Raw genomic sequence first — 24,017 nt, 5'->3', positions numbered from 1 at the left:
CCGGATCAGGGATACGGATGGAACGCCCGCTCGAGGCGCGACTCGAAGCCGAGGTCGGCCGGCACCGTCCGCGCCCGCTCGCCGAAGAACGGCTCGCCGGTAAACAGCGGCTGTGCGCCGGGAACGACAACGCGAATGGCCTCGAAGCCAACCTGTTCTACGTCGCGCGTCGTCACTCGTGCCGCGTACGGCGTCAGTCCCGCGTCGACCGTTCGCTCGCACAGCGCCTCGAGCCGGTCGACGCCCGTCGGAACGGGGTCCGGACCGACGCTGGCTGCGGGCACCGTTCGATCGGCGTCGACGAACTCGCGGGCGCGCTCGGGGAAGGCAGCGTAGTCGCCGATCGCGCCCCCCGCGTCGGCGGCCTCGTCGGGGCCGAGGCTCCGGAGTTCCGTCCAGTTCTGCAGGGCCTCCTCGAGCGCCGCTGTCGCCGCGGCCGCGGCGTCGAGGCCGGCGGCCGAGCCGAGCGCAAACGCGGGCCACGCGTCGTCGGTCGGCAAGACAGCCCCGCCGATCGCGTCCGGATCGCGGTGGACCGCGACGGCCACCACGGGCACGTCGATGTCCTGCGTGACGAGCAGCGGCGTCACCGACAGCCCCTCGCTTCGGGCGCGGCGCTCGAGCCGGTCGAACGCCTCAGTGTCGACGGAGAGCCCGAGCGGTTCGAACGTCGAGTACCACGCGAGCATCGTCGCGTCTCGCTCGATCGTCTCGGTCAGCCCCGAGACGAGGGCGTCGACGGTCGACGAGCCCAATCCCAGCCCGGTCGTGATCGCCGGGACCAGATCGTCACCAGGCTGAGGGAACTGGACCGCTGCGGCCGGCAGGTGCGCCCGCTCGCCGGACGCCAGATTCTCGCCCGGCACCCAGCGATGCTCGTCGCTCGCGTCGTAGGCGCGCGCATCGTCAGGCCGGACGAGGGCCGTCGGCGAGACGGGGTTCTCGAGGTCGTTCTCGCTCGCGTGGACGAACTCTTCCTCGCGGTAGACGCCGGCGCAGTAGCGCTCGAGGCCCTCGCCGACGGCTTTCATCAGCGCGGCGTTCCAGTCGTCGGCGACGCCGGCGGCCTGTCGCGGCGCGCTCGCGTCGCTGTAGGCAGTCGTGTCCGCTACCGTCGCAAGATAGTACGGCGCCGGGAAGGACTCGACCTCTGCGATGCTCGAGACCGGGCCGACCCGGTCGTCGATCGCCCGCTCCGCGTGCTCGACCGCCGCCTCGAGGGCGAGCGACTCGGCGTCGCGCTCGAGCGTCCGATCGCGACTCTCGTCGGCACACGTACAGCCGGGAACGGGCAAGAGCGGCCGTCGCGCGTGTGGCACCTCGCGAACCGTACCGATGATCGACTGCTCGTCACCCGAGAGGACGCGGACGCACTCCCGGCCGGCTATCGCGCCGGCGAGTCTGGCCGCGCTGCGGTCGGCCTTCGGAGTGTCCCCCTGCTCCTCGAGGTTCGACGCGACACGCGCGCGAAGACAGTCGAAACAGCCCGTTGCGGGCGCGAAGCCGGTCGCGGCCGCGTCGACGTTCGGAATCGGATAGCCGCCGACGCCGCCGATCTCGACGGCGATCCAGGGCGTTCCACCCTCGAGTGCGGCCTCGTTGGCTCGGTCGAACGCCGCTGACCCCGCGACGTCGCTGACTACCGCAAAGCGCGCGTCGGCGAGCGACTCAGGGTCGGCGTCGCGAACGTCGATATCGACGTCGTCGAGCGCGGCGACGACCGCCTCGCGCACTGGGTCGTCGGCCACGACGGATACTTGCATACCCCATTCCTCCGGGGCGGGGGGCAAAAACGCCCCGCTCGAGTCGCGAGCACCGCGACTCGAGCGGGGCGAAAGTCGACGAATCAGTCGTCGGTACTCGGTTCGATGTCGTCGCCGACCGGCGGACCGGCCGGTCCCTCGGTGACATCGACGTTCTGCCAGGTTCCTCTGCGATACCAGCCGTAGGCGAGGGCGGCACCGATGGCGTTCGAGACGGCGAAGGCGAGCCAGATGCCGCGGTACTCTAAGGCCGTCTGGGAGAGACCGTAGGCGGCGGGGAGTCGAACGAGGCCGTAGATGACGAGGACGATGGCGGCCGCGGTGAGCGTCTTCCCGGTTCCCCGGAAGCTGCCGTTGTAGGCTCGCATCACGCCGATGAAGCCAAAGGAGGGCGCGACGTACCGGAGAAACGTGACGCCGACTTCGATGACCGCGGGGTCGTCGGTGAACGCCGCGGTGATCGGCCGCGCGCCGACCCACGCCACGACGCCGAGCGCCCCGAGGACGACGAACATGGTGCGAGCGGCGAAGTCGGCGGCGGCCTTCGCGCGGTCCGGTTTGCCGGCACCCACGTTCTGACCGGTCATCGTCTCGACGCCGCGGGCGACCGCGATCGCCGGCAGAAAGATGACCGAGAACACGCGGGTCCCGATCCCGTAGGCGGCGACGACGTACGTCGGGAAGAAGCCGACGATCACTAACAGCAGGTTGATCGACAGCGCTCGTCCCATCCCTTCGATCGACGCCGGGAAGCCGATGGCGACGAGCTTCTTCGCGAACGCGAGGTCCGGTCGCATCTGTCCGAGACGGATGCGAACGCCCCTCGTCCCGCGGAACATGATCGCGAGGCCCACGACGATCGCCAGGGCGCGAGAGAAGACCGTCGCGATCGCCGCGCCCTCGATCCCAAGTCTGGGGAACGGCCCCCAGCCGAAGATCAGGAACGGGTCGAGGACGACGTTGAGGAGGACCGAGCCGAACATCACCAGCATCGGCGTGACCGTATCCCCGTAGCCTCTCATCAGCGCGATGAAGACGAAGAAGCCGAACATGAAGGGCATCCCGAGCGAGATGACCTGCATGTACTCGGTCGCAAGCGGTTGTACGTCCGCCGACGCGCCGAGGAGCCCGAGCAGTTGCTCGACCGAGACGTAGCCGACGAGGCCCAGGACCATCGCACCGAGCAGCGACAGCGCCACCGTCTGAGAGGCGGCGTACTCCGCCTCGCTCTCCTCGTCCGCCCCGATGTACTGGGCGACGAGAACGCTCCCGGCGGTCGACAGTCCCAGGCCGACTGAGATCAGTAGGAACACCATCGGGAACGCGAAGCTGATCGCCGCTAGCGCCTCCGTGCTGTACTGGCCGAGCCAGAACGTGTCGATGAGGTTGTAGGCCGTCTGCAGCAGGTTCGTCACGATGATCGGCAAAGAGAGATAGAACAGCGGCCGCGCGATGTCACCCGACGTGAGGTCGAACTCCTCGCGACCCTTGAACACCGCGGACAGTCGGTCCAAAAGGCTCATCTGCCGGCCTCCGTCCCCCCGTCCGAGCGGGTCGACGCCGAATCGCTCGAGCCGTCCCTCCGCAGCGTGTCGTCGATGTAGTCGTGGACGTAGCGCTTCGTCCGCTCTGGCGGGCGGTCGACCGCGGCTGCTCGCGTCTGCGCGCCCTGAAACAGCGTTACGAGGAAGTCGGCCGTCTCCTCGGGGTCGATACCCTCGCGAAACTCACCCGCCTCGAGCCCGTCCGCGACGAGACCGGCAATCCGATCCCGTAACGCGGCGTCGAACCCGCTCAACTGGTCTCGGTAGGCCTCGTTGTACGGCGATTGGGCCTTGATCTCGAGGATCGCCGTTCGGAACTCCTCGGCGGAGTCCTCGTCGGCCGGCGTCAACAGTTCCTCGAGGAACTCGTGGAGCTGCTCAGCCGGCGTCTCGCCCGGAATCGTCTCGGTTCGCTCCTCGAACTCGGCGAGTAAATACTCCAGAAACGACTCGAGGAGGTCCTGCTTGCCCTCAAAATGATAATGAAGCGTCCCCTTGCTCTTGTCCGATTCCGCCGCGATGTCCTGCATCGTCAGCTCCGCGTAGCCGTGTTTGCACAGCGCCTGATACGTGGCCTCCATCAGATCGTCGATGGTCTCGTCTGTCATGCAGGAAGGTCCTACGAGAACTTACTGACTGGTCAGTCAAAAGGGCTTCGTAACCGGGCGTTCTCGTTCTGTCGAGTCGGCGGCTACAGTGGAAGACAGCGTAGGGCCGACGGCGCTCAGTCCCGGTCGCGAAGGCGCTCGAGGACTTCCTCGGCGTTCTCGACCGCTCGTTCTTTCTTCGCCGGGTAGGCCTCGACCTTCCCGCGGAAGGTGATGCCATCGCCCAGTCGCACGTCGCCCGCGAAGGCAGCCTGCTTGTCGAGGCGCAAGAAGAGTTCGGTGTTCTCGGTGACCCGCTCGTCGAGTTCGTCGATCAGATCGTCGAAGGACTCGAGGTCGGCCAGCCGCGAGAGGACGTGGCGCACGTCGTCGGCGTTCTCGACGCGGGCCGAGAGGACGAGGATGCGGTCGCCGTAGTGGCCCTCGCTCTCGGCGCGCTCGATCTCGAACGGTTCGTCGTCGCCGTCCGGGAGGAAGGTCCGAAGCGCCTCCTCGACGCGCTTTTCGTCCTCGGTGGCGTAGCAGAACGTCCGTAAGTCGACGTAGTGAAGCGGTATCTGTGGCATCTGCGGGTCGGAAGTCGGTGTGCTAGGTCGGACCGGTGGTGACGGGGTCGGCTCGAGCGAGCGCGGCCGGTCCGAAGGGTGTTACTCTTCGTCTTCGTCGGCCGCCTCGAGGTCGTCCTCGGGGACGCCGGCCTCCTGACCGTCGTCGAAGCTGATCGTGTAGGTGACGTCGCCGAACATCGACTCCATCGTCTGGGTGACGGTGCCGGTCTCGCCGTCGAACTCGCTGTGCTCGTCGTTGAGGACCACGCGGTCGTCTTCCTCGAAGCTCATACCCGAAGATTCCCCGGCGGCGTGTAAAAAGGGACTGATTCGGCTGTCCGTTCCTCGAGAGCGGAGGGTCGACCTCGAGAGGCCGATCGGGGCTCGAAGCCGATCAGGCCTCGAGTTCGATACCCAGTTCCTCGAGCAGAGTTTCAGCCGCTGCGTGCGAGGAGCCGGGGCCACGAGCGGTGAGCAGGTCACCGTCGACGGTGACGCTGGTGTCGGCGTCGAGTTCTGCATCCCAGTTGCCGCCGGCGGCTTTCACCTCGTCTTCGACCCAGTAGGGCAGCTTGCGGCCGTCGGGCATCCGATCTTGCTCGTCGACGATTCCGTCCTCCCACTCGTTGGGGAAGCCGGTCACGTCGCGGCCGTTGACGATGAACGCGCCGTGGCTGTCGCGGGCGAAGCCGAGTATGCCGACGGCGTGGCAGACGACCAGCGCCTTCCCGTCGCCCTCGACGATCTCCCGCAGGAGTTCGCGGGCGTGTTTGTCCTGGTTGATGTCCCACTCGGTGCCGTGGCCGCCGGGGAAGACGACGGCGTCGTACCCCTCCGCGTCGGCCTGTGCGACCGGGATCGGATCGTTCAGTCGCTCGTCGTTCTCGGCGACCTCTTTGACGTGTTCGGCGGTCTCCTCGCCGACCTGTTCGGGATCGACCGATCGCTCGTCGACGACCGGCGGATCGCCCGAAGGCGTCGCAACCGTGATCTCGACATCCGCATCCGAGAGCGTCTCGAGCGGTTCGACGCACTCCTCTCCCCAGTAGCCTTCCTCGCTGACGACGAACAGTGCTTCGGTCATACCCCGGTCTACGGTCGGCAGCCTAAAAACGGCCAGCCCACCCCTCGGTTCTGCCGCAAGTCCGCGAGTGAACATATCGGATGTACCGACGGTCACCGCGCCCGAGAGTGGCTTTTTTCGCCGTCGACCGTCTAGCTACGTAGGTGATAACATGTCACGACGACCAGGACCGTTCGACGGCATCGACGAACTGCTCGACCGACTGAACCGCCAGATCGAGACGGCGGCCCAGTCGTGGGAAACGGGAATAGACAACCGGAGCCAGCTCGACCTCTCGATGGGCGGCTCGAAGACGAGCATCGACCTCGCCGACGAGGGCGACGAGTTCGTCGTCGCCGCCGACGTGCCGGGCTACGAGAGCGAGGACCTCGAGTTGCGCCTCACCGGGGAAACGCTAGCCATCTCGGGCAACCGCGAGCACACCGAGGAGGTCGGCGGCGAGGCGGAGAACTACATTCGGCGCGAGCGAAAGACGCAGTCGTTCAGCCGGCAGGTCCGGCTGCCGGATCCGGTCGACGCCGACGCGATCCGCGCCAGCGTCAACAACGGCGTGCTGACGGTTCGCCTGCCGAAACTCGAGCCAAGCGAGGAGTCCCGTTCGATCGAGATCGAGTGAGGGCATCGGGAGCCGGCTGCCCGTGCGTCGCCGGCGTCAGTCGTCGAGGTTCAGCGCGTCGAAAAACCGGTGAGAGAGCCGGCTCCCGACGAACGCGAGCAATTCCTCGGCGTCGCCGTCGTCGTCCGCGAACAGTCCGAGCTCGATCCGACCGCCGGCCATGTCGTGGTGGCCGCCCACTGGACCTAACCCGTCGAACGCCGATTCGAGCGTCTTCCCCATGTTGACCCGCGGGTCGATCGAGCGGCCGCTCAGACGGATCGAGTCACCGATGATACCGTACGCCAGGACGGTATCGACGCCCTCGAGATTGAGCAGGTAGTCCGCCGCCTGCGGCAGCGCGTCGGTCTCGCTGGTCTTGCCGACGCTCGCGACCAGCGCCGAGCCGCGACGCTCCCGGCTGGCGATCGCTCGCCCGATAGCGTCGAGCGTGCCCGGCGTGAACGCACTGCCGTACAGCTGTTCTAAAATCTCGAGATCCGCGTCGGGGTAGACCGACAGCGCGGCCTCGTACTCGCGGCGCGTAGGATCACGAACGAAGTCCAGTCGCTCGCGGTGGAGGGCAAAGAGTAGCGCCGAGGCGAGCCGGGTCGTGGGCTCGACCCCGAGATCGCGGAGGTACTCGACGAAGATGGTCGCCGTCGCGCCGTACTCGGTGCGCACGTCCTCGAAGGCCGCGCCGCTCGAGGCGCCGGGATGGTGGTCGACGACGATGTCGGGGGTGACGCTCGCCGGTGCCTCCGTGTTCGCGCCCGGCCTGGAGTGATCGACGAAGCTGATGCGGTCGTACTCGTCGATATCGGTTCCCGAGAGCGTCCGGAGATTGATGTCGAGCATGTTGACGAACGCGCGGTTCTGCTGGTGAGAGATCTCCCCGCCGTAGGCAATCGTCACGTCGTCGACGTCATGGTCGAGCGCGACGGCCTCGAGCGCGAGCGCGCTGGCGAGACAGTCCGGGTCCGGATTGTCGTGACAGACGATCGCCAGCGACTCGGTCGCCTCGAGGACGGACACGAGCTCGTCCGCGCGAGACATACCAGTCATACGCTGACGAGACGCTTGAATCCCGCGTCGCGTCTCAGTGAGGACAACGAATTCCGGCGACTGAGAGTCATGCGCGCTGAAACGAAAGCGGTCGATTCTCCCGCCGACCGGGTCGAATCCGAACGGGACGCTCGCGGTCGATTTCAGCCAGTTGAGACGTGTCGCGGCCGGAGAACGCACACTTATTTCATCTGGATACCCGAACGGGGCAGTATGCGCGACGCATATCTCGTCGGTGCGGGACAATCCGACTACGGGGCTTTCCCCTCGGAGAGCTACCGGTCACTGTTCCGGACCGCATTCGACGCGGCGACCGACAGCGTACCGAAAGGGATCGACGCCGACGACGTCGACGAAGCGTTCGTCGGCAACCTCGGCGTCGGCGGCCGTCAGCTCGGCCTCTCCGGGCCGGCGGTGACCGAACACGTCGGCCTCGACGGCGTCCCGACGACGCGGGTCGAGAACGCCTGTGCGGCCAGCGGCTTCGCGGTTCGACAGGCCGTCCAAGCCGTCAAATCGGGGATGGCCGATGTCGTTCTCGCGGGCGGCTTCGAGATCATGTCCGACATGAGCTCGGACGCGACGAAGTACTGGCTCGGCGTCTCCGGCGAGACCGAGTGGGAGCGGCTCTCGGGCACCACCTTCTCCGGCGTCTACGCCCAGATGGCCAGCGTGCACATGGAACAATACGGCACGACGCGCGAGCATCTCTCGCAGGTCGCCGTCAAGAACCACGCGAACGGCTCGAAGAATCCCCACGCGCAGTTAGGATTCGAGTGCTCGCTCGAGGACGCCCAGTCCGCGCCGGTCGTCGCGGACCCGCTGAACCTCTATCACTGCTGTCCGACCTCCGACGGCGCGGCCTGCGCGCTGATCGTCAGCGAAGACGTGGTCGACGACTACACCGACGACCCGATTCGAGTCGCCGGCGTCGGCGCCGGCAGCGACACCGTCGGACTTTTCCAGCGTGACTCCTACACCGGTGTCCCCGCGAGCCAGCGGGCCGGCGAGCAGGCCTACGAGATGGCCGACGTGACCCCGGACGACCTGGACTTCGCGGAGGTCCACGATTGCTTCGCCATCGCCGAACTCCTGGCCTACGAGGATCTGGGCTTCTGTGAGAAAGGCGAGGCCGGACAGTTCATCGACTCCGGCGCGACCGAGATCGGCGGTGACCTCCCCGTCAACACCTCCGGCGGTCTCAAGTCCAAGGGCCACCCCATCGGCGCGACCGGCGCCGGACAGGTCGTCGAGGCGTACAAACAGCTCTCCGGCAAGGCCGGCGAGCGACAGGTCGAGAACCCCACACGCGGGCTGACCCACAACGTCGGCGGCAGCGGTGGTGCCGCCGTCGTCCACGTCTTCGAGAAGGAATCGGAGGTGAGAGCATGAGCGCGATCACCGGCGTCGGCGCGTACGCGCCGCGGTTCCGCATCAGCAGCGAGGCCTTCGAGGAGGCCTGGGGCCAGTTCCACGCCGCGGGCGTCAGCGAGAAGGCCGTCCCCTCGGCCGACGAGGACGCCCTGACGATGGCCTACGAGGCCGCGACGCGAGCGCTCGAGGCGAGCGACACCGATCCCGCGGCGATCGACTGGCTCGGCTTTGCCTCTTCGCGGCCGCCCGAAGCCGAAGAGGACCTGACCGCCCGGCTGGGCGCGATGCTCGCCCTCTCGCAATCGGCGACCAGACAGACCTTCACCGGCAGCACGCGGGCCGGGACGCGCGCGCTCTGGGCCGGCCAGGACGCGCTCGAGGCCGACGCGACGACCGCCCTCGTCGTCGCCGCCGACGCGCCGAAAGGCGACCCGGACGACGGGATCGACCACGCCGCCGGCGCGGGGGCCGCGGCGTTCGTCGTCGAGCGCGACGGCCCGGCCGAGATCGTCGACCGCGCGGAGTACGCCGCGCCCTACCCCGGGACGCGGTTCCGAACCACCGGCGAGGACGAGACCCAGGGACTCGGCGTCACCCAGTACGACCGCAGCGCGTTCACCGAGACGATCGGCGGCGCCGTCTCCGGACTCGAGGTTGACCCCGAGCCCGAAGCGGCCGCAATTCAGGCCCCCGACGGCAAACTCCCCTACCGCGCGGCGGGCGCGGCCGGCGTCGGCACCGACGAGATTCAGGCCGCGGCGACGGTCCACGAACTCGGTGATCTCGGCGCTGCGAGCGTTCCGGTCTCGCTCGCGCGGGCGCTGGCCGACGGCTACGAGTCCGTCCTCGCGGTCTCGCAGGGCAGCGGCGCGGGCGCGGACGCGTTCGTCGTCGAGGCCGACGGCGAGGTACCGGCCGCGACCGCCCTCGAGGGCGACGATCCGCTCTCCTACGCGGAGTACCTGCGCCAACGCGGCGTCGTGACCACTGGCCCACCGTCGGGCGGCGGCGCCTACGTCAGCGTCCCGTCCTGGCGGCGCTCGATCCCGCAGCGCTACCGGCTCGAGGCCGGTCGCTGTTCGGAGTGTGGCGCGCTCGCCTTCCCGCCCGAAGGAGCCTGTGACGACTGCGGCGCGCTCGCCGACTACGAGCCAGTCGAACTCGCGGGTGAGGGGACGATCGAGGCCGTCACGACCATCTCGCAGGGCGGCGCGCCGCCGGAGTTCGCCGAACAGCAGGCCAAGTCCGGCGACTACGCGGCCGCGATCGTCGCCTTCGAAACTGACGGCGGCGACGAGACCGTCAGCGCCCCGGCCATGGGGACCGATGCAGACCCCGCCGACTTCGCGGTCGGCGACCGGATCGAGACGACGATTCGCCGCATCTACACGCAGGAAGGCGTCACCCGGTACGGCTTCAAGATCCGGCCCGCGGACGAGTAGCGGGCTCGATTGGCATCCGCTTCGAGACGCAGTAGTTCCCCGTTTAACAACCGTTGTGGGGCTCGCGAAGTCGGTTACTCGCGATTCGAGTGGGTCTCTACTCTGTCGGTCGTTTCGGTCAGGAAGGGGTCACTATATCTGTGAGACGGGTAATTGGAAGTAGCATCAAACCCGATCTACTTCATGTGGGTTTGTAATCCATACAATGTGATATTTCCGCCCGGAACCAATACAGTCGGATCACTGGATATGAGAATATATTTTAATTTTATAAAATAGTAAATATTAAGTATATTTGCTATTACTTTCTACTCGGATGAAAGACTCGAATAATGACTTCGACAGGAGAAGTGTACTGAAAACGGTCGGTGCAGCCGGGATCGCTGGCGTCGGTCTCACTGGAGTAGTAAGTGCTGAACAGACCGACCTAGTAGAGGAAACCGAAGAACTCGAGGGGGCGGACGCAATATCCGCGTACAGATCAGCGCTGTCGACCGAATCGGGGAAGGCCATCCGCGAGTTCCTCGTCGGCAAATCCGCCTCGCTTGACTCGTCGAGACTCGAAGGACACGTCGTCGATCCCGCCGGGGACGCCCCTCGCCACAAAGTTCTGGATGTCCCCCTCGAATCGGCTAATCGAGAGGACGGTCTGCTTTCCATCCGTCTGTTCGACGACAACGCCAGTGCAACGGTCCTGCTTGGAGAATCGTCCTACAGAACCAACCCGGGAATTCGAAAAGAACTCGAGGAAGATGTGGTTCCCGTCGAACGATGGGTGACGTACAAACAGGAAAACCTCGGGGACGAAACCCAGCGCGTAAGTACGCAAATTTCCGTGGGCCTCAACGAATGCGTTACAGCGGATCCCCACGACGATTGCTACATTTTAGGAGGAATCGCGTTCTTGGGTGCAGTCACGCTGGTTATCGTGCCTGAACCGAGTTCGACAGCGGCCGGTGCGGCCTACTCGGGAGCAGTCGCAGCCGAAGCCCTCTTGGGTACCTCGGGAGGGGCCTGTGCTTTCACGAAGATCATCGACGAGCACATCGCTACCGGTTGTAATTACAGTGAAATCGAAATGTGTCTGGACTGGTCGTCCTCTGTCGGATGGGACGGTGTGAGTTGGGAACTCGAGGTCACGGCTACTCCGGTCGACTGTTAATCAGTTCCGTCTTCCGTTCTTTTGAAAATCACGGGCTCGCATCCAATGTAACTAGACTCAGACGTGCATCGTCACGGCTAGTGCTGTTCGGACTCGACTGCCAGAGAATGCGTCTATCGAAAGCACATACCGATACCGGGCGATGGAACTATAGGCGTTCTCCGCGAACGGCAGGTCCACTCCGAGACGGCTCCCACCGAGATAACTCTGTAACGAGAAATCCGCTATCCGGTTATCGCAGCCGTAGGCCTCGGTAGAGGAGATATCCAGCGGCCACCAAACATATCAGAGCGATCCCGGGAACGAAACGCCCAAGAGCGCTTTCGAGTTGCGTGACGTTGCTTTCCACTTCAAGAAGTAACGCAGAGACTGCAACGAACCACGCTGCGGCTACGAATCGTATCTCGGCTTGCGACAGGTTACTCCAACGGTTGATGACGAATACGGTCGCAGGTCCGAGAGCTACTATCGCGCCAACGATATATATGCTCTGTTCCACTGCCATAATTTCATTATATGCGCTCTGGTACAAATCATTTCCGTTCCGTCGTTCGATCAGTTAGCGAACCCCAACCGGTGCCTGTCTATCACGCGATCGCCGTCACTCACAACGATCGACATCGGGATCTGGTTGCCGATTACCGCGGCCTCGTGTCTCTGGCGCACGATGTGTCGACATGGCCCGCCGACAGACGACCGCTGTTGCGACTGGCTAACGGATCTTACGGAGTCGAAAGGTCGGTAGCCGTCGGCTGTCTGCATCCAGCACTGACCCGGAGGCTACCTGATAGATCTATCCGTTCCTGAAGTGCGGAACTCGAGCGGACTACGTGATCGAGTTCAGTTCCCGGTCAGCGCCTCGCTGGCCGGCGCGAACTCGATCGTCTGGCCGCGACCCTCCGCTTTCGCGCGCTCGTAGAGCAGATACGCCGCCGCGACCGTCTCGATCCCGGTCCCGCCGCTGTCGAAGACCGTGATCTCGTCGTCGCTCGTCCGACCGGGTGCGTTCCCGGCGACGACCTCGCCCAGCTCCGCGTGGACGTGGTCCTCGTCGATCGCACCCTCCTCGAGCGCCTGTATGAAGGAGCCGGCGTCGAACGTCGCCCGCTCGCGCAGGTCGGGCACGTAGGTCGCGTTCGCAACCGTCTTCGCGTCGAGTTCGCGCTTATCCGGCGAGTACTGGCCCATCGCGGTGACGTGGGTGCCGGGCTCTAAATCGTCGCCGTCGAAGACCGGTTCGCTGGCCCGTGTCGCAGTGATGACCACGTCCGCGCCCGAGAGCGCGGCCGTGCTCGAGTCGACGGGTCGGACGGAGGCCTCGAGCGACTCGTCGAAGTCGGCAGCGAATGACTCGCGGCTCTCGGGCGTCGGCGAGTAGACGCGAACGTCAGTGAAGTCCCGGACCGTCGCGGTCGCGTGGAGCTGCCCCCGGGCTTGCGCGCCGCTGCCGATTACCGCGAGGGTGTCGGCGTCGTCACGCGCGAGGGCGTCGACGGCGACGGCACCGGCGGCGCCGGTCTTGTGCGGGTTCATGCTCGCGCCGTCGAGCAGGGCCAGCGGCGCGCCGCTCTCGGCGTCGAACAGCGGCGTCATGAACCAGGCGTCGACGGCACCGAACCCGGAGCTGTACATGTAGCCACCCATCGCGCCCGTTTCGGGGAGCACGGCGGCGTAGGTCGTGAGCATCCCCTGTGGGTCCTCTCGGAAGAACTTCGATCGCGGCTGTGCCGGTGCGCCGTTGCCCCGCTGGCGATAGCCCTCGCGGACGGCGTCGACGTACTCGGCCGGTGTTGCGAGGTCAGCGACATCCGAACTGGTCAGGAACAGCGTGTCGGTCATGACCGACACCACGGAACGAAGCGGGGAAAAGGAATCGAAACCGGGGATAGAGACGGGAAAGGGAGATCAGTCCGCGTTCATCGGGGGACGCGCGGATCGGGCCTCGTCGGAGACGTCTGCGGGCGTGTTGACGAACATCGCATGACCGATGATTCCCATCGCGACCAGCGAACCGAGCGGCACTGCCGCGGTCAGCGAGAGGCCGACGACGGTGAGGGCTGCGGTAATGCCGAGCAGTGCGACTGGGATGAGGCCGAGAACAATGTCGTAATATCCAGTCATAATCTATCCTATAGTATGGGGAATAGGTATATAAGTGTTTCCCATAATTAGCCCGTTGGAGATGTCTTTCCGACAGATATTTGACCCAGACTATTCCTGTAACTTATGGGTGTGTTATTCGACCGTCGGTATTCGATCATATTACATTATAGTCACGTCTGGTATGGAGAATGATTTCAAAATTTAGCCCACTCAGAGTCTACAGGCAGAGTATTAGGCGGGGATCCAAACAGAAGTTACGGAAACGGATAGGTCACGGACGACCCATGTTCGTCCGAACGTCGGTCAAGCGATGACTTACGTCGTCGCCGACTGGAACAGCGCGTACCCCAGACGCCAGCCGAGGAGGGCGAGCAGTCCGAAGCCGGTGATCACGAGCGGAAACGGCCAGTTCGCACCGCCCTCGAACAGTGACGACGCCCGAAGCATGAGGCCGACGTTCGCCGCCGCGATCCAGGTGACGGCCAGCAGTCGATAGTCGCCCACCGGTTCGAATTCTTCACGGGTGTAGACACCCGCGAGCAACGCGACAGCGATCCAGCCGATCGCGAAGGGGGCGACGGTCTCGAGCGATGCCAGCGGGTCGGCGATCGGATTCCCGCCGTGTTCGACGTTCCCGAGGAGGACCAGTCCGACGACGAGCGCGGTGTCGACGGTCGCGGTCACGAGCCGGTCTCGGCTGACGGTGCCGTCACGCGTCTCGGTCCGTACTGCCGTGTCCATACGCGTCCCTCACGGTCGAGAGACCATTGGTGTCCCGGTTCGAACCGGCCGCCGGAACGACCTGACAGGACAGGAGAGGAGGAACTCGGCGACGGTTGCCGCCGAGTACCGTCCAACGGACAGCGCGTCCGGTGCGAGGGTCGCCTCGCACGACCGCTCGGTCGGTAGGTGGCTACTTTGTTATCGGTCCCGTTCAGACATGGGTGCTGACTAACTGCTCCAACGACGATCGGTAAGCGAATCATACGCCGCCGCGTGTCCCGGTTTGGGAGTTCGATCGTGGCCGGTCCATCCCGCTCGTGAGTGCGACTGTCAGCAGAAATACTAATGAAGGTCGACGACTAATCGGTCGGATAATGGCTGTCGTCGGCGATCGTCGGCCCGGTTGTGACGGGTGCGGCCGAACGGTTCCGGTCGAGGACGCGGCAACGATACGCATGCCGGACGGCGAAGCGGTCGTCTGCTGTCCGGACTGTGCACCACACGCCAGAGTGGCCGCCCAGAAAGGCGGCTCGCTCGACCAGCGCCGCGACGCGTGTGACGGCTGTACCGCGACCGTCCCCGTGGCCGACCTCGAGGACGTGGTGCTCGACGACGGGACGGTGGTGACCTGCTGTCCGTCGTGTGCGGCAGAAGCATCGGGATATAGCGCAGACGATGCGAGCGCTACGGACGCAACCGGCTCGACTGCAACCGGCGGTCCCGGCTCGACGAACGGCGGCGACGCAGACGAACAGACCCGCTGTACGCAGTGTCGCGATCGAGTGTCCGAGGAACTGTATCGCGTGACGACGATCGACGAGCGTACCGAACGACTCTGTTCGGACTGTAAGGCAGACGCCGACGAGCGGGGAATCGTCGCCGCGGTCGCCATGCGAAAGCGGCGGGCTCGCGAGATACTCGGCGTCGACGCGGACGCGACCGACGAGCAACTCCGCGCCGCATACTACGAACAGGTGAAACGCGCCCATCCGGACCGGAAAAGTGGCAGCAAATCGGCGTTCGCGCTTGTCACCGACGCCTACGAGCGACTTCGAGACGGCGACTGACGGTCGGGACCGTCCTCGCGGCGGACGAAACCGATCGTCCCCGGATGGAAGTAGTACGTGGACTCACAGACCTCACAAGACGCCGAGAGCAGTTTTCCGTGACTGTGGAGCTTCCAGAGTTTCGTCTGCCCCTGCTCGAGCTCGAGGGTCACAGGGTGGCCGCAGTCGGGAACGGTGCAGGGAAATCGGATGTACCAGTTCGGCACCGACAGCGCACCCAGCGGCGCGAGTTCGCTTCGCAGCCGACAGAGGAGGTTAAAGATCGTAAAGGAGAGATTGCTCCGATCGATCGTCACCCCCTCGACGTCGCTGACGAAGCCGCGATGAGTGATCCCCTCGTCGCGCAAGGGGAGGACGGGGATCCCTTTGGCCACCGCGTATCCGATCTCCTGGTTGATCCAGGTGTTCTCGACCGCCGACTTCGTCAGCACCGCGACGACGACGTCACTGTTCGCGAGTCGTCCCTCAAGGCGCTTGCGCGAGCGGCCGGATTCGACCTCCTCGAGCGCGATGTGGACGCCAAAGGGGAAGTTCTTGACCGTCGAGAACAGGTCCTGAACGAGCGAGAGATCGTTGGGCGCGTGCGATACGTACACCTGTTCCCCGGTCATGATCCCACTTAGGACTACCAGGTAATCGGATCGTTATTAATCTATCTCTCGGACACATTCAATTTGTGTCAGGTCCGGTCGGGCGGTCGGTGATCGTCCGCAACACGCGCTCGGAGAACACGAGTTCGGAAAGCTCCGCTCCCAGTCGCTCGAACCAGTCGGATTCGACGTGCCAGCGACCGCGAACCGCCCCGTCGGTCGACAGTGAGGTGGCCTCGAGTCGGCCCGGTGTCCACGCTCGCTCGTCGGCGATCGACCGCAGCGTCCGGAGGACGGTCCCGACCTCGTCGTTCGAGACCCGCGGTGACGCGGTGACGACCTCGTACTCGAGTTCGAACCCGGCCCCGTCTTCGACCGCGTCGGGCCCGTCGGTCGGCTCGTCCAGCCACGCGAACGAGGTCACGTAGAGGCCGTGGCCCATCAGCCGGTTCTCGAGCGCGACGGGGACGGGCGGGTCGCCGGATCCGGAGTCAGGGCTGGCGCCGCCGGAACCATCGTCGATCATATGGGTCGGTTCGACGGGAAGCGAGAAAAGACGGTCGGCGGGCGCGCCGTCGCCACGAGGATGGGACGATCCGGATCCGCCGATCGGTGACCGGCGCTCAGAGCGGGTCGACGAGGTCCTCGAGGGCGGCTTTCGGGTCGTCGGCCTTCGCGACGCCGCTTGCGAGCAACACGCCTTCGGCGCCGAGATCGCCCGCGGCGACGACGTCGTCGCCCGTGCTGATGCCCGCGCCACAGAGGACCGAGACATCGGGATCGACGCGCTCGGCGGCCGCGACCGCGTCCTCGACGATGTCGGGGTCGGCCTGACTGACCGGCGTTCCGGTGCCGATGAGTTCGGGCGGTTCGACGGCGACCGCGTCCGGTCCCAGCGCCGCCGCAGCGCCGATCTGGGCCGGATTGTTCGCGCAGACGACCGTCTCGAGGCCCGCTCGCTCGGCCGCCCGAACCGACCCGTCGATGTCGGCCAGCTTCAGCCGCCGCTCGGAGTGATTGATCAGCGTCCCGTCGGCGCCCGCCTCGGCGACGGACTCGGCCAGCGCGTGGCCGGTGTTGCTCCCGTGGTCGATCGGGTCCACGTGCTGGGCCCACGTTTCGACGCCCGTCTCCGCGACGCGCTCTATGTGGGCCGCCTGCGGCGCGACGACGAGGCGGACATCGGTTGTCTCGTCGACATCGCGGACGGCTTCCGCGACGGCGACCGGATCGCACGGATAAGTCTTCAGGTTAACGAGGACGAACATATCGACACCCGCACCCGCCCGAAAGAAATAGCTTGCGAGTCCGCGACGGGTCTCCCAGCGTCAGTCCTTGCGCTTGACGACGTCGCCGAGCGTGTAACTCCCCGTCGAGGAGCCCCCAGACCACTCGGAGTCGTCGCCGGAGCTTCCCTCCGCGCTCAGATCGATCTCGAGGAAGTTCTCGAGTTTGGACTGGACGCGGTCGCTCGGGAGGGTGTCGCCGCGCTCGATCTTGCGAATGAGGCTCGCCTTCTCGTTGAGTTCGTTCGCCAGATCCGACTGACTGAGCCCCTTGCTCTCGCGAGCGTTGCGGACTCGGTCGTCGTAGTCGGTCGCCAACTCCTCCATGTCGTCGAACATGTCGGAGCGACGGCGCTGGCTCGAGCCGCCCGAACTCGAAGTGCCCCCGCCGGAACCGGAGGACTGGCTCCCGCTCGAGGACGAGGAACTCGAGCCGGTCGAGTACTTCGTCGACGTGCTCGAACTCGAGGTCTGTTTGACCTCTGTGCCGAAGTCGGTGCAGTTCGAACACACGTCGAGCTTGGCGCCCTCGACTTTGATGGTCTTCGGGGACGACGTCTCGGCGCCACACATCTCGCACTGAACCATGTGACTCCCTATATCGTGGCGAGGGATAAAGCATGCGGCGCGCTCCCGATCGGCAAAAACCGTCGGAAAGCGGGCGAACCGTCCCTCACTCGAGCGCGGCCCAGGAGTAGTAAAAGCGCTGGAGCGCGGTCAGATGACCGACGACCGCGAGGAAGATGAGCAACCAGCCCACGAGCGTGAAGCCGGCGAGGAGCGCTCCCGAGACGGGATACGCGAGGAAGCCGACGATCCCGATAATCGCCAGGCGGTCGGCCCGACCGACGAGTCCGCCGTAGACTCGATCGAGGCCGACCGCCTGGGCCTGCGTGCCGAGATAGGAAGTCATCACGACGCCGGTTACGGCGGCGAATCCGAGGAGGTAGTTCTCGAGGCCCGCGGCGAGTCCGGCGATAACCACGATGTCGGCGTAGCGGTCGAGAACGTGATCAAGCAGGTCGCCGCCGGCCGAGGCGACCTCCTGTTCGCGCGCGAGCGCGCCATCGACGATGTCGAGCCAGCCGTTGAGGAAGACGAGCGCCGCGGCGACGGCATACCACATCGGGTCTTCGAGGCCGCCCAGCGCGAACGCCCCCGCGGCCAGAATCGCCATCCCGAACGCGATCACGCTCACGCCGTTGGGCGTCATTCCAATGCGGTCGAACCCCGTGACGAACGGGTCGAGAAACCGCGAGACGTAGGGGCGGAACTTGTCGAGCGTCACGTCAGGTACCCCACGAAGTCGACCTCGCCGGCGCTCGGGTCGCGCTCGCCCGTCGCGACCGCCGCGAGGGCGTCGGCGACGCGCTCGGGATCGCGGTCGGTCGTGTCGATCTCGTAGACCGACTCGAGGCCGTGTACCTCGACGGCCTCCGAGAGGATCACGTCCAGCGCCTCGCTCTCGGCGTTCTCCCTCGCTTTCGCCTCGGACTCGCCGCGCTCGCGCAGCCGTCCCTCGAGTTCGTCGGGCCGACACCGCAACACGGCGACTCGGTCGGCGTCGACGTGGTGGGCGAGGTGCGATTCGATCACCGCGTCGTCGCGTCCGGCGAGTCGCTCGCGCAGGGCCTCGAGGTCGGCGATTTTACTATCGCGGTCGGCGTCGACGTCGGTGTAGAGCTCCTCGTCCTCGAGGACGCGGTTGAGGTGGATCACCTCGAAGTCGGCCGGGAGACCGTCCCCGCCGGCGTCGGCCGCTCGGTCGGCCAACCGGGACTCGAGCAGGTCCGTCGCGGTCGTCTTCCCGGTGCCGGGCGTGCCGGTGACGGCGACTCTCACGTGTCGGCCACCTCCGTGTCGGGGTCTGCGACGTCGGGCTCGAGGCCGAGATCCGCGAGCACGGCGTTGAGCGCGTCGACCGCGCGCTCGGTCTCCTCGTCGGTGCCGCAGGTGATGCGGATACAGCCCGGCAGGCCGAAGCTCGAGCAGTCCCGAACGATGACGCCGCGGTCTTGCATCTCCTCGGCGACTGCCGTCGCGTCGCCGACGGCGACGAGGACGAAGTTCCCCTCGCTGTCCCAGACGTGGGCGTCGATGTGCTCGCGCATGTACTCGCGAGAATCGCGGGCCGTCTCGACGGTGCGCGCGACGTGTTCCTCGTCCTCGATCGCGGCCAGCCCCGCGCGGCAGGCGAGTTCGCTCGCCGCGAACGGCGTGTTCACGCGGGCGTAGGCGTCGGCCCACTCCTCGGGGACGACGGCGTAGCCGAGCCGGATCCCGGCCAGCCCGTATGCCTTCGAGAACGTCCGTAAGACGGCCACGTCGTCGCGAGCCGCGAACCCCTCGCGGCCCTCGATGAGGGCGACGGCGCTGTCGCGGTCGGCGAACTCGCCGTAGGCCTCGTCGACGACGATCAGGGTTTCCTCGTCGGTTTCCTGGGCGAGTCGCTCGATCTCCGCGAGCGGCATGGTCGAGCCCGTGGGGTTGTGCGGACTGGTGATCCAGACCACCCGCTCGCCGTCGTAGACCTCGAGGACGCCGTCGGCGGTCTGGGCGAAGTCGTCGGCTCTTGAGAGGTCGTACTCGCGAACGTCGCCGTGGTGAAACCGGGAACTCATCCCGTAGTAGGCAAAGCCCGGCGTCGGAACGAGGGCGTCGTCGCCGGGCTCTACGGTCGCCCGGTGAAGGTAGTCGATGGCTCCATCGCCGCCGTTTGCCAGCCAGACCTGGTCGTCGCTGACCTCCCAGCGGTCGGCGACGGCGCTCGTCAGATCGGCGTGGGCGGCCTTCGGGTAGGAACTCACGCTCGCGGCCGTCTCCCGGATGGCCACGGCGGCGGCCGGCGAGGGTCCGTGCGGGTTCTCGTTCGAGGCGAGTTTGACGAATTCGGAGGGATCCCGGTCGAGTTCGCGGGCGACCTCCTCGATGCCTCGCCCCGCCTCGTAGGCGACGTGGTCGGACAGGTCGCGCGGTTGCATACGCGAATCCTGTTTCCCGTGGCTCTTAAGGGTGCTTACATGTGGTCGGCCGTTCGCGCTCGGCTGTCACACTCGTAGGCGGACTCGAGCCCAGCAGAGCCGACGCGAGCGATCGCCTCGAGCCGCCGTCGACAGTCACGTTGAGCCTACCGGAGCCTCCAGAGCAACGATCGGAGTTTGTATCCCAACGAGCCGCGCTGATACCCGGTCCACCCGCTCATCCCACCGGCGAGCGTTGCCGCGTCGTACCCCTCGTCGGTCAGCAGCGCGGTCGCCCGCTTGGCGACTACGCCCATCTTACACACCACGACCACCTCCTCGTCGGCCGGAATCTCGTCGAGTTGATCGCGTAGCGACTCCTCGTCACCCCGACGCAGTGCTCCGTAGACCGGAACGTTGTAGCTGTTTTCGATCGCGTTCGACTGAAAGGCCGAGCGCGGGCGGATATCCAGCAGAAACGGGCCGTCTCCCGAGTTGAGTCGCTCGGCCAATTCGTCCGGACGGATACCACTCATCGCCACTATATTGTTCCGTGTGAACAAAACCGTGGCGCTTCGAGCGGCCCCTCGGATAGCGTGTCACTCCCCCTGAAGCCGCTCGAGCCGTTCCAGCGAGTCCGCGTCCGCCGGATCTTTGTCGGACCGAACGCCCTGGAACCGCGGGAACCGCAGCGCGTAACCCGACGAATAGGTCGGCGAGGACTGGATCTCCTCGTAGCCGACCTCGAAGACGACTGCGGGCTCGAGGTCGACTTCCTGTCCCTCCTCGGCGGCGATATGGGGCTCGAGCAGCTCCGTCAGTTCCGCGAGTTTCTCGTCGGTGATTCCGGTCGCGACCTTACCGACCGTCTCCAAGTCGTCGCCTGACTGCACTGACAGCTCGAACGTTCCGAGGAACGTCGCGCGCCGGCCCTCGCCCCACTCCGCGCCGGTCACGACGCAATCGAGAGTCTCCACGTCCGGTTTGCGCTTGCGCCAGTGTTTCCCGCGTCGGCCGGGCGAGTACGTCGAGTCGGGGTCTTTGAGCATGATCCCCTCGTGGCCCGCCTCGAGGGCGTTGGCGTCGATCGACTCGATCTCGTCGGGGTCGTCGGTGCGCCAGAGCAGCGAGAGGCCCTCGATGTCGTCGTCCGCGACGCCGTCACCCGCATCGCCACCGACGTCTGACTCGGCCAGCACCGACCGCAGCCGGTCGTGACGCGCCGTCAGCGGCTCCTCGAGCAGGTCCGCCCCGCCCGCGTGCAGGCAATCGAAGAAGACCGGCCGCACCGTCACGTCCTCGCGGACCTTCGCCACGTCGTGTTTCCGGCGGAAGCGCTTGAGCACCTCCTGGAACGGCAGCGGATTCCCGCCGTCGTCGACCGCGACCACCTCGCCGTCGAGGATGACAGGCTCCTCGAGCGTCTCCTCGGCAAACTCGACCACTTCGGGCAGCGCGCCGGTCACGTCCTCCATGTTTCTCGAGAAGACGCGGGTCTCCGTCGCCGACTCGCCGTCCCCTCCCGACGCGCCGAGCACGTGATGCAGTTGCACTCTCGCGCCGTCGTATTTCCATTCCACCGCGGCCTCGTCCCACTCCTCGAGCGCATCGGTGACCGTCCCCGCCTGCGCGAGCATCGCCTGGACGGGGCGGCCGACCGCGAGGTCCATCGCGTCCAGCCCTTCGAGGCCCTCATCGCGCGCGATCCGCGCCACCTGCCCGTAGTCGTTCGAGACCTGCAGGGCGCGCTCGACCCGATCGTGGGGTACGTCGAACGCCTCGGCGATCGCGTCGCGGACGCTTCCCTCGCCGACGCCGATTCGCATCTCCGAGAGGACGAGCCGGGCGAGATACCGGGCCTCCTCGCTCGAGCAGCGATTGTACAGTCCGAACAGCAGGTCGACCTTGCGGTCCTGGCTGCCCGAGCCCTCGGCGGCGGCCAGTTCCTCGAGCGTGTCGTAGACCTCGCGAACGGTGAGATCGTCGCCGTTCCCGCCGCTGCCGGCGCCGACACCCCCGCCGCTGCCGGCGCCGACACCCCCACCGCCAGTGAACGCACCGAGCCCCTGTTGGCCGCCGAACTCGTAGCTCGCCGCCACGTCGCCGATCTCACCGACCTCCGCGAGGCGATCTTCCACGTCGTCGGCACCCACGTTCGTCCCCGCAGCGCGGGCGATCGCCTCGTAACACGCGCTCGGCCCGATATCGAGCGTCGTCGAGTCCCAGGCCGGGAAGACCCGCCCCTGAACGAAGCGCGCGACGAGCTCGAGGGTCTGTGGTTCCACCGCGTCCTTCGAAGATCGTCGTCCCTCGCCGTCGTTCCCGGCGTCCGCGAGCAGGTCCCGAACGTGGGCAACGATCTCGAGATCCGCGGGTTCGGCTTCGATCGTCCCGGCGCGGTCGGCGAACGTGGCGAACTCCATCGGCCGACTCTACCGCCGCGTGGAGTAAAACGATTCTGAGACGCGCTCGGGCAGCGGGAGAGGGACGCGTTTAAAGACCCTCGCGTCCCCACTCGGAGATATGCCAGAGGAGGAACTCGCCGCGCGGGTCGCGGACGTGCTGGCGGTCGACGCCGCCGACTTTCGCGAGCAGGCCGAGGCGGACGCCGAGGTGATCAAAGACGCCGTCGAGGAGGGGGTCTTCGACAATCCGCAGGCGATCGTCGGCCTCGAGTACGAGTTTTACGCGGTCAAGGCCGACGACTGCACGCTGCGGCGGGTTCCGCGCCGGCTGCTCGAGTTGATCGGCTTCGAGAAGGAACTCGGCCTGCACAACGCGGAGATGGTAACCAGCCCGCAGCCGCTGAACGCCCCCGGGCTGGCCGCTCAGGAGTCGGAGGTGAAAGCGCGCTTGCGAACGGCGCTGGACGTGACCCAATCCGAACGGATGCGGCTGGTCAGCGACGCGCTGTGGACGCTCCCGCCGGAAGGCGAGGCGGCCGGCACGTACCTCACCGACAGCGTGGAACGGACGGCAGTCGCGCCGGACGGGACCGAGCGCACGTTCCGCATCGCGACGAACATGAGCGACTCCGCGCGCTACCACGCGATGGCCAACACCGACCAGGCCGACTCCGCGGGAATGCGCATCGAGGCACCGCACGTCTCGCTGCAGGCAGACACGGTCATGCCCGAGAGCCTCATCACGTCGATCCAGCCCCACTACCAGGTCGCCCACGCGCCGGACCTCCCGGAGTACTTCAACTACGCCCTGCGAGTCGCCGGCCCGCTGCTCGCGCTCGGCGTCAACTCCCCGTTTTTCCCCCCGGACCTGTACGACGAGAGCGCGACGGCCGACGAGATTCTCCGGGACGGATGGATGGAACACCGGATCAGCGTCTTCGAGACCGTCCTCAACGACCCCACGACCGGCGAGGGAAAGGTCCGCTTCCCGCACGATTTGGAGACCGTCGAGGAGGCCATCGACCGGATCGCCGACGACGATACGATCGTCCCGATGCCGGTCGGCTCCGGCGACCGCTTCGACGACCAGTTTCCCCACTTCAGCCGCAAACACGGCACCTACTGGCGGTGGGTCCGCCCGGTCTTCGGCGGCCCGACGCGCTCGGCCGCCAACGCCCGCATCGAATTTCGACCGATCCCCGCCCAGCCGACCGTCCGCGACTCGATCTCCTTCCTCGCCGCCTTCGCCGGCCTGATGGAGAGTCTCACCCGCCTCGAGCACCCCGTCGTCGAACTCGACTGGCAGATCGCCCGCGAGAACTTCTACGCCGCGATGGTCGACGGCCTCGGGGCGGACCTGACCTGGATCACCAACGACGGCAAGGAGACGACCGATAGCCTGACGCTCTACGAAGATCTCTTGGCGCACGCCGAGGACGGGCTGACGAACCGCGGGCTGAGCGAGGAAGACGCCGCGAAGTACCTCTACCCACTCCGACGACGCGTCCGGCAGGCGGTGACGCCGGCGAGCTGGAAACGCGAGCAAGTCGAGGCGGCGCTCGAAGACGGCGCGGACCTCGCCGACGCGATCGAGCGGATGCAACAGGAGTACGTGGCTCGACAGTCGGAAACCTTGCTCGAGGGAAGCTTCGCGGACTGGATCGGGGACTAGCGGTTCGACGGCGTTCGTCTGATTGG

The 24,017-nt window shown here is 66.3% G+C and carries 25 protein-coding genes; 6 read left to right on the top strand and 19 right to left on the bottom strand.

Going from position 1 to position 24,017, the window contains the following annotated elements; translation table 11 throughout:
• Nucleotides 1-5: 5 nt before the first annotated feature.
• The 6 genes from NKH51_RS04790 to NKH51_RS04765 form a co-directional block, all read right to left on the bottom strand.
• On the bottom strand, nt 6-1,763 hold the full coding sequence (locus tag NKH51_RS04790; RefSeq protein ID WP_254764109.1) for a YcaO-like family protein: 1,758 nt from the start codon (nt 1,761-1,763) through the stop codon (nt 6-8).
• A gap of 83 nt (nt 1,764-1,846) precedes the next feature.
• Nucleotides 1,847-3,286 (bottom strand): MATE family efflux transporter, encoded by a 1,440-nt coding sequence (locus tag NKH51_RS04785; protein WP_254764108.1) that lies wholly within the window; start codon nt 3,284-3,286, stop codon nt 1,847-1,849.
• Entirely contained in the window at nt 3,283-3,915 is a 633-nt protein-coding gene (locus NKH51_RS04780; RefSeq protein ID WP_254764107.1) for a TetR/AcrR family transcriptional regulator, read from the bottom strand. Before NKH51_RS04780 ends, NKH51_RS04785 begins: the two co-directional genes overlap by 4 nt.
• Before the next feature lie 116 nt (nt 3,916-4,031).
• A complete protein-coding gene (locus NKH51_RS04775; RefSeq protein WP_254764106.1) occupies nt 4,032-4,481 on the bottom strand; it encodes an RNA-binding protein in 450 nt (149 codons plus the stop codon).
• An 81-nt stretch (nt 4,482-4,562) separates the two neighbouring features.
• Entirely contained in the window at nt 4,563-4,754 is a 192-nt protein-coding gene (locus NKH51_RS04770) for a DUF1918 domain-containing protein (protein ID WP_254764105.1), read from the bottom strand.
• A 103-nt stretch (nt 4,755-4,857) separates the two neighbouring features.
• Nucleotides 4,858-5,547 (bottom strand): type 1 glutamine amidotransferase domain-containing protein, encoded by a 690-nt coding sequence (locus tag NKH51_RS04765; protein WP_254764104.1) that lies wholly within the window; start codon nt 5,545-5,547, stop codon nt 4,858-4,860.
• A 151-nt stretch (nt 5,548-5,698) separates the two neighbouring features.
• Between NKH51_RS04765 and NKH51_RS04760 the strand changes: the two genes are divergently transcribed.
• Nucleotides 5,699-6,163, top strand: coding sequence for an Hsp20/alpha crystallin family protein (locus tag NKH51_RS04760; RefSeq protein WP_254764103.1), 465 nt, complete (start codon nt 5,699-5,701; stop codon nt 6,161-6,163).
• Between the two features lie 36 nt (nt 6,164-6,199).
• Here NKH51_RS04760 and NKH51_RS04755 read toward each other — a convergent pair whose 3' ends face one another.
• On the bottom strand, nt 6,200-7,198 hold the full coding sequence (locus NKH51_RS04755; RefSeq protein ID WP_254764102.1) for a DHH family phosphoesterase: 999 nt from the start codon (nt 7,196-7,198) through the stop codon (nt 6,200-6,202).
• Between the two features lie 222 nt (nt 7,199-7,420).
• Here NKH51_RS04755 and NKH51_RS04750 point away from each other — a divergent pair, with 222 nt between their 5' ends.
• From NKH51_RS04750 to NKH51_RS04740, 3 genes are all read left to right on the top strand, one after another.
• Nucleotides 7,421-8,599: a thiolase domain-containing protein gene (locus NKH51_RS04750; protein WP_254764101.1), complete on the top strand. Its 1,179-nt coding sequence runs from the start codon at nt 7,421-7,423 to the stop codon at nt 8,597-8,599.
• Nucleotides 8,596-10,023, top strand: coding sequence for a zinc ribbon domain-containing protein (locus NKH51_RS04745; RefSeq protein ID WP_254764100.1), 1,428 nt, complete (start codon nt 8,596-8,598; stop codon nt 10,021-10,023). The genes NKH51_RS04750 and NKH51_RS04745 overlap by 4 nt, the downstream gene beginning before the upstream one ends.
• A gap of 316 nt (nt 10,024-10,339) precedes the next feature.
• Nucleotides 10,340-11,185: a hypothetical protein gene (locus NKH51_RS04740; protein ID WP_254764099.1), complete on the top strand. Its 846-nt coding sequence runs from the start codon at nt 10,340-10,342 to the stop codon at nt 11,183-11,185.
• 840 nt (nt 11,186-12,025) lie between these two features.
• Here the strand turns inward: NKH51_RS04740 and NKH51_RS04735 are convergent.
• From NKH51_RS04735 to NKH51_RS04725, 3 genes are all read right to left on the bottom strand, one after another.
• Nucleotides 12,026-13,024 carry an ornithine cyclodeaminase family protein gene (locus NKH51_RS04735; protein ID WP_254764098.1) on the bottom strand — a complete coding sequence of 333 codons (999 nt, stop codon included), beginning with the start codon at nt 13,022-13,024 and terminating at the stop codon, nt 12,026-12,028.
• Nucleotides 13,025-13,090: 66 nt separating this feature from the next.
• Nucleotides 13,091-13,306, bottom strand: a complete 216-nt coding sequence (locus NKH51_RS04730; protein WP_254764097.1) for a DUF8015 family protein — start codon at nt 13,304-13,306, stop codon at nt 13,091-13,093.
• 297 nt (nt 13,307-13,603) lie between these two features.
• Nucleotides 13,604-14,029 (bottom strand): DUF3054 domain-containing protein, encoded by a 426-nt coding sequence (locus NKH51_RS04725; protein ID WP_254764096.1) that lies wholly within the window; start codon nt 14,027-14,029, stop codon nt 13,604-13,606.
• Nucleotides 14,030-14,385: 356 nt separating this feature from the next.
• Between NKH51_RS04725 and NKH51_RS04720 the strand changes: the two genes are divergently transcribed.
• The gene (locus NKH51_RS04720) at nt 14,386-15,078 is read left to right on the top strand and encodes a J domain-containing protein (protein WP_254764095.1); all 693 of its coding nucleotides are present in this window, start codon (nt 14,386-14,388) and stop codon (nt 15,076-15,078) included.
• Here the strand turns inward: NKH51_RS04720 and NKH51_RS04715 are convergent.
• The 9 genes from NKH51_RS04715 to ligA all read right to left on the bottom strand — a co-directional run bounded on the left by NKH51_RS04715 (nt 15,051) and on the right by ligA (nt 22,337).
• The gene (locus tag NKH51_RS04715) at nt 15,051-15,689 is read right to left on the bottom strand and encodes a toll/interleukin-1 receptor domain-containing protein (RefSeq protein ID WP_254764094.1); all 639 of its coding nucleotides are present in this window, start codon (nt 15,687-15,689) and stop codon (nt 15,051-15,053) included. The two genes, NKH51_RS04720 and NKH51_RS04715, sit on opposite strands and share 28 nt — an antisense overlap.
• 58 nt (nt 15,690-15,747) lie before the next feature.
• Nucleotides 15,748-16,194, bottom strand: coding sequence for a DUF8159 domain-containing protein (locus NKH51_RS04710; protein ID WP_254764093.1), 447 nt, complete (start codon nt 16,192-16,194; stop codon nt 15,748-15,750).
• 97 nt (nt 16,195-16,291) lie between these two features.
• The gene (gene tpiA / locus NKH51_RS04705; RefSeq protein ID WP_254764092.1) at nt 16,292-16,936 is read right to left on the bottom strand and encodes a triose-phosphate isomerase; all 645 of its coding nucleotides are present in this window, start codon (nt 16,934-16,936) and stop codon (nt 16,292-16,294) included.
• 60 nt (nt 16,937-16,996) lie between these two features.
• Nucleotides 16,997-17,542 (bottom strand): multiprotein bridging factor aMBF1, encoded by a 546-nt coding sequence (locus NKH51_RS04700; RefSeq protein ID WP_340674297.1) that lies wholly within the window; start codon nt 17,540-17,542, stop codon nt 16,997-16,999.
• Nucleotides 17,543-17,627: 85 nt separating this feature from the next.
• Nucleotides 17,628-18,242, bottom strand: coding sequence for a CDP-alcohol phosphatidyltransferase family protein (locus NKH51_RS04695; RefSeq protein ID WP_254764091.1), 615 nt, complete (start codon nt 18,240-18,242; stop codon nt 17,628-17,630).
• Complete coding sequence (locus NKH51_RS04690; RefSeq protein ID WP_254764090.1) at nt 18,239-18,796, bottom strand: adenylate kinase family protein; 558 nt, start codon at nt 18,794-18,796, stop codon at nt 18,239-18,241. The genes NKH51_RS04695 and NKH51_RS04690 overlap by 4 nt, the downstream gene beginning before the upstream one ends.
• Complete coding sequence (hisC, locus tag NKH51_RS04685; protein WP_254764089.1) at nt 18,793-19,935, bottom strand: histidinol-phosphate transaminase; 1,143 nt, start codon at nt 19,933-19,935, stop codon at nt 18,793-18,795. The genes NKH51_RS04690 and hisC overlap by 4 nt, the downstream gene beginning before the upstream one ends.
• Before the next feature lie 146 nt (nt 19,936-20,081).
• On the bottom strand, nt 20,082-20,450 hold the full coding sequence (locus NKH51_RS04680) for a rhodanese-like domain-containing protein (protein WP_254764088.1): 369 nt from the start codon (nt 20,448-20,450) through the stop codon (nt 20,082-20,084).
• Nucleotides 20,451-20,513: 63 nt separating this feature from the next.
• A complete protein-coding gene (ligA, locus tag NKH51_RS04675) occupies nt 20,514-22,337 on the bottom strand; it encodes an ATP-dependent DNA ligase LigA (RefSeq protein ID WP_254764087.1) in 1,824 nt (607 codons plus the stop codon).
• Nucleotides 22,338-22,437: 100 nt separating this feature from the next.
• Here ligA and NKH51_RS04670 point away from each other — a divergent pair, with 100 nt between their 5' ends.
• Nucleotides 22,438-23,991, top strand: a complete 1,554-nt coding sequence (locus NKH51_RS04670; RefSeq protein WP_254764086.1) for a glutamate-cysteine ligase family protein — start codon at nt 22,438-22,440, stop codon at nt 23,989-23,991.
• The last annotated feature ends 26 nt before the right edge of the window (nt 23,992-24,017 follow it).

This window comes from Natrinema marinum (genome assembly GCF_024296685.1).
Lineage (GTDB): Archaea > Halobacteriota > Halobacteria > Halobacteriales > Natrialbaceae > Natrinema > Natrinema marinum.
This window is presented reverse-complemented; position numbering and strand designations above follow the sequence as displayed.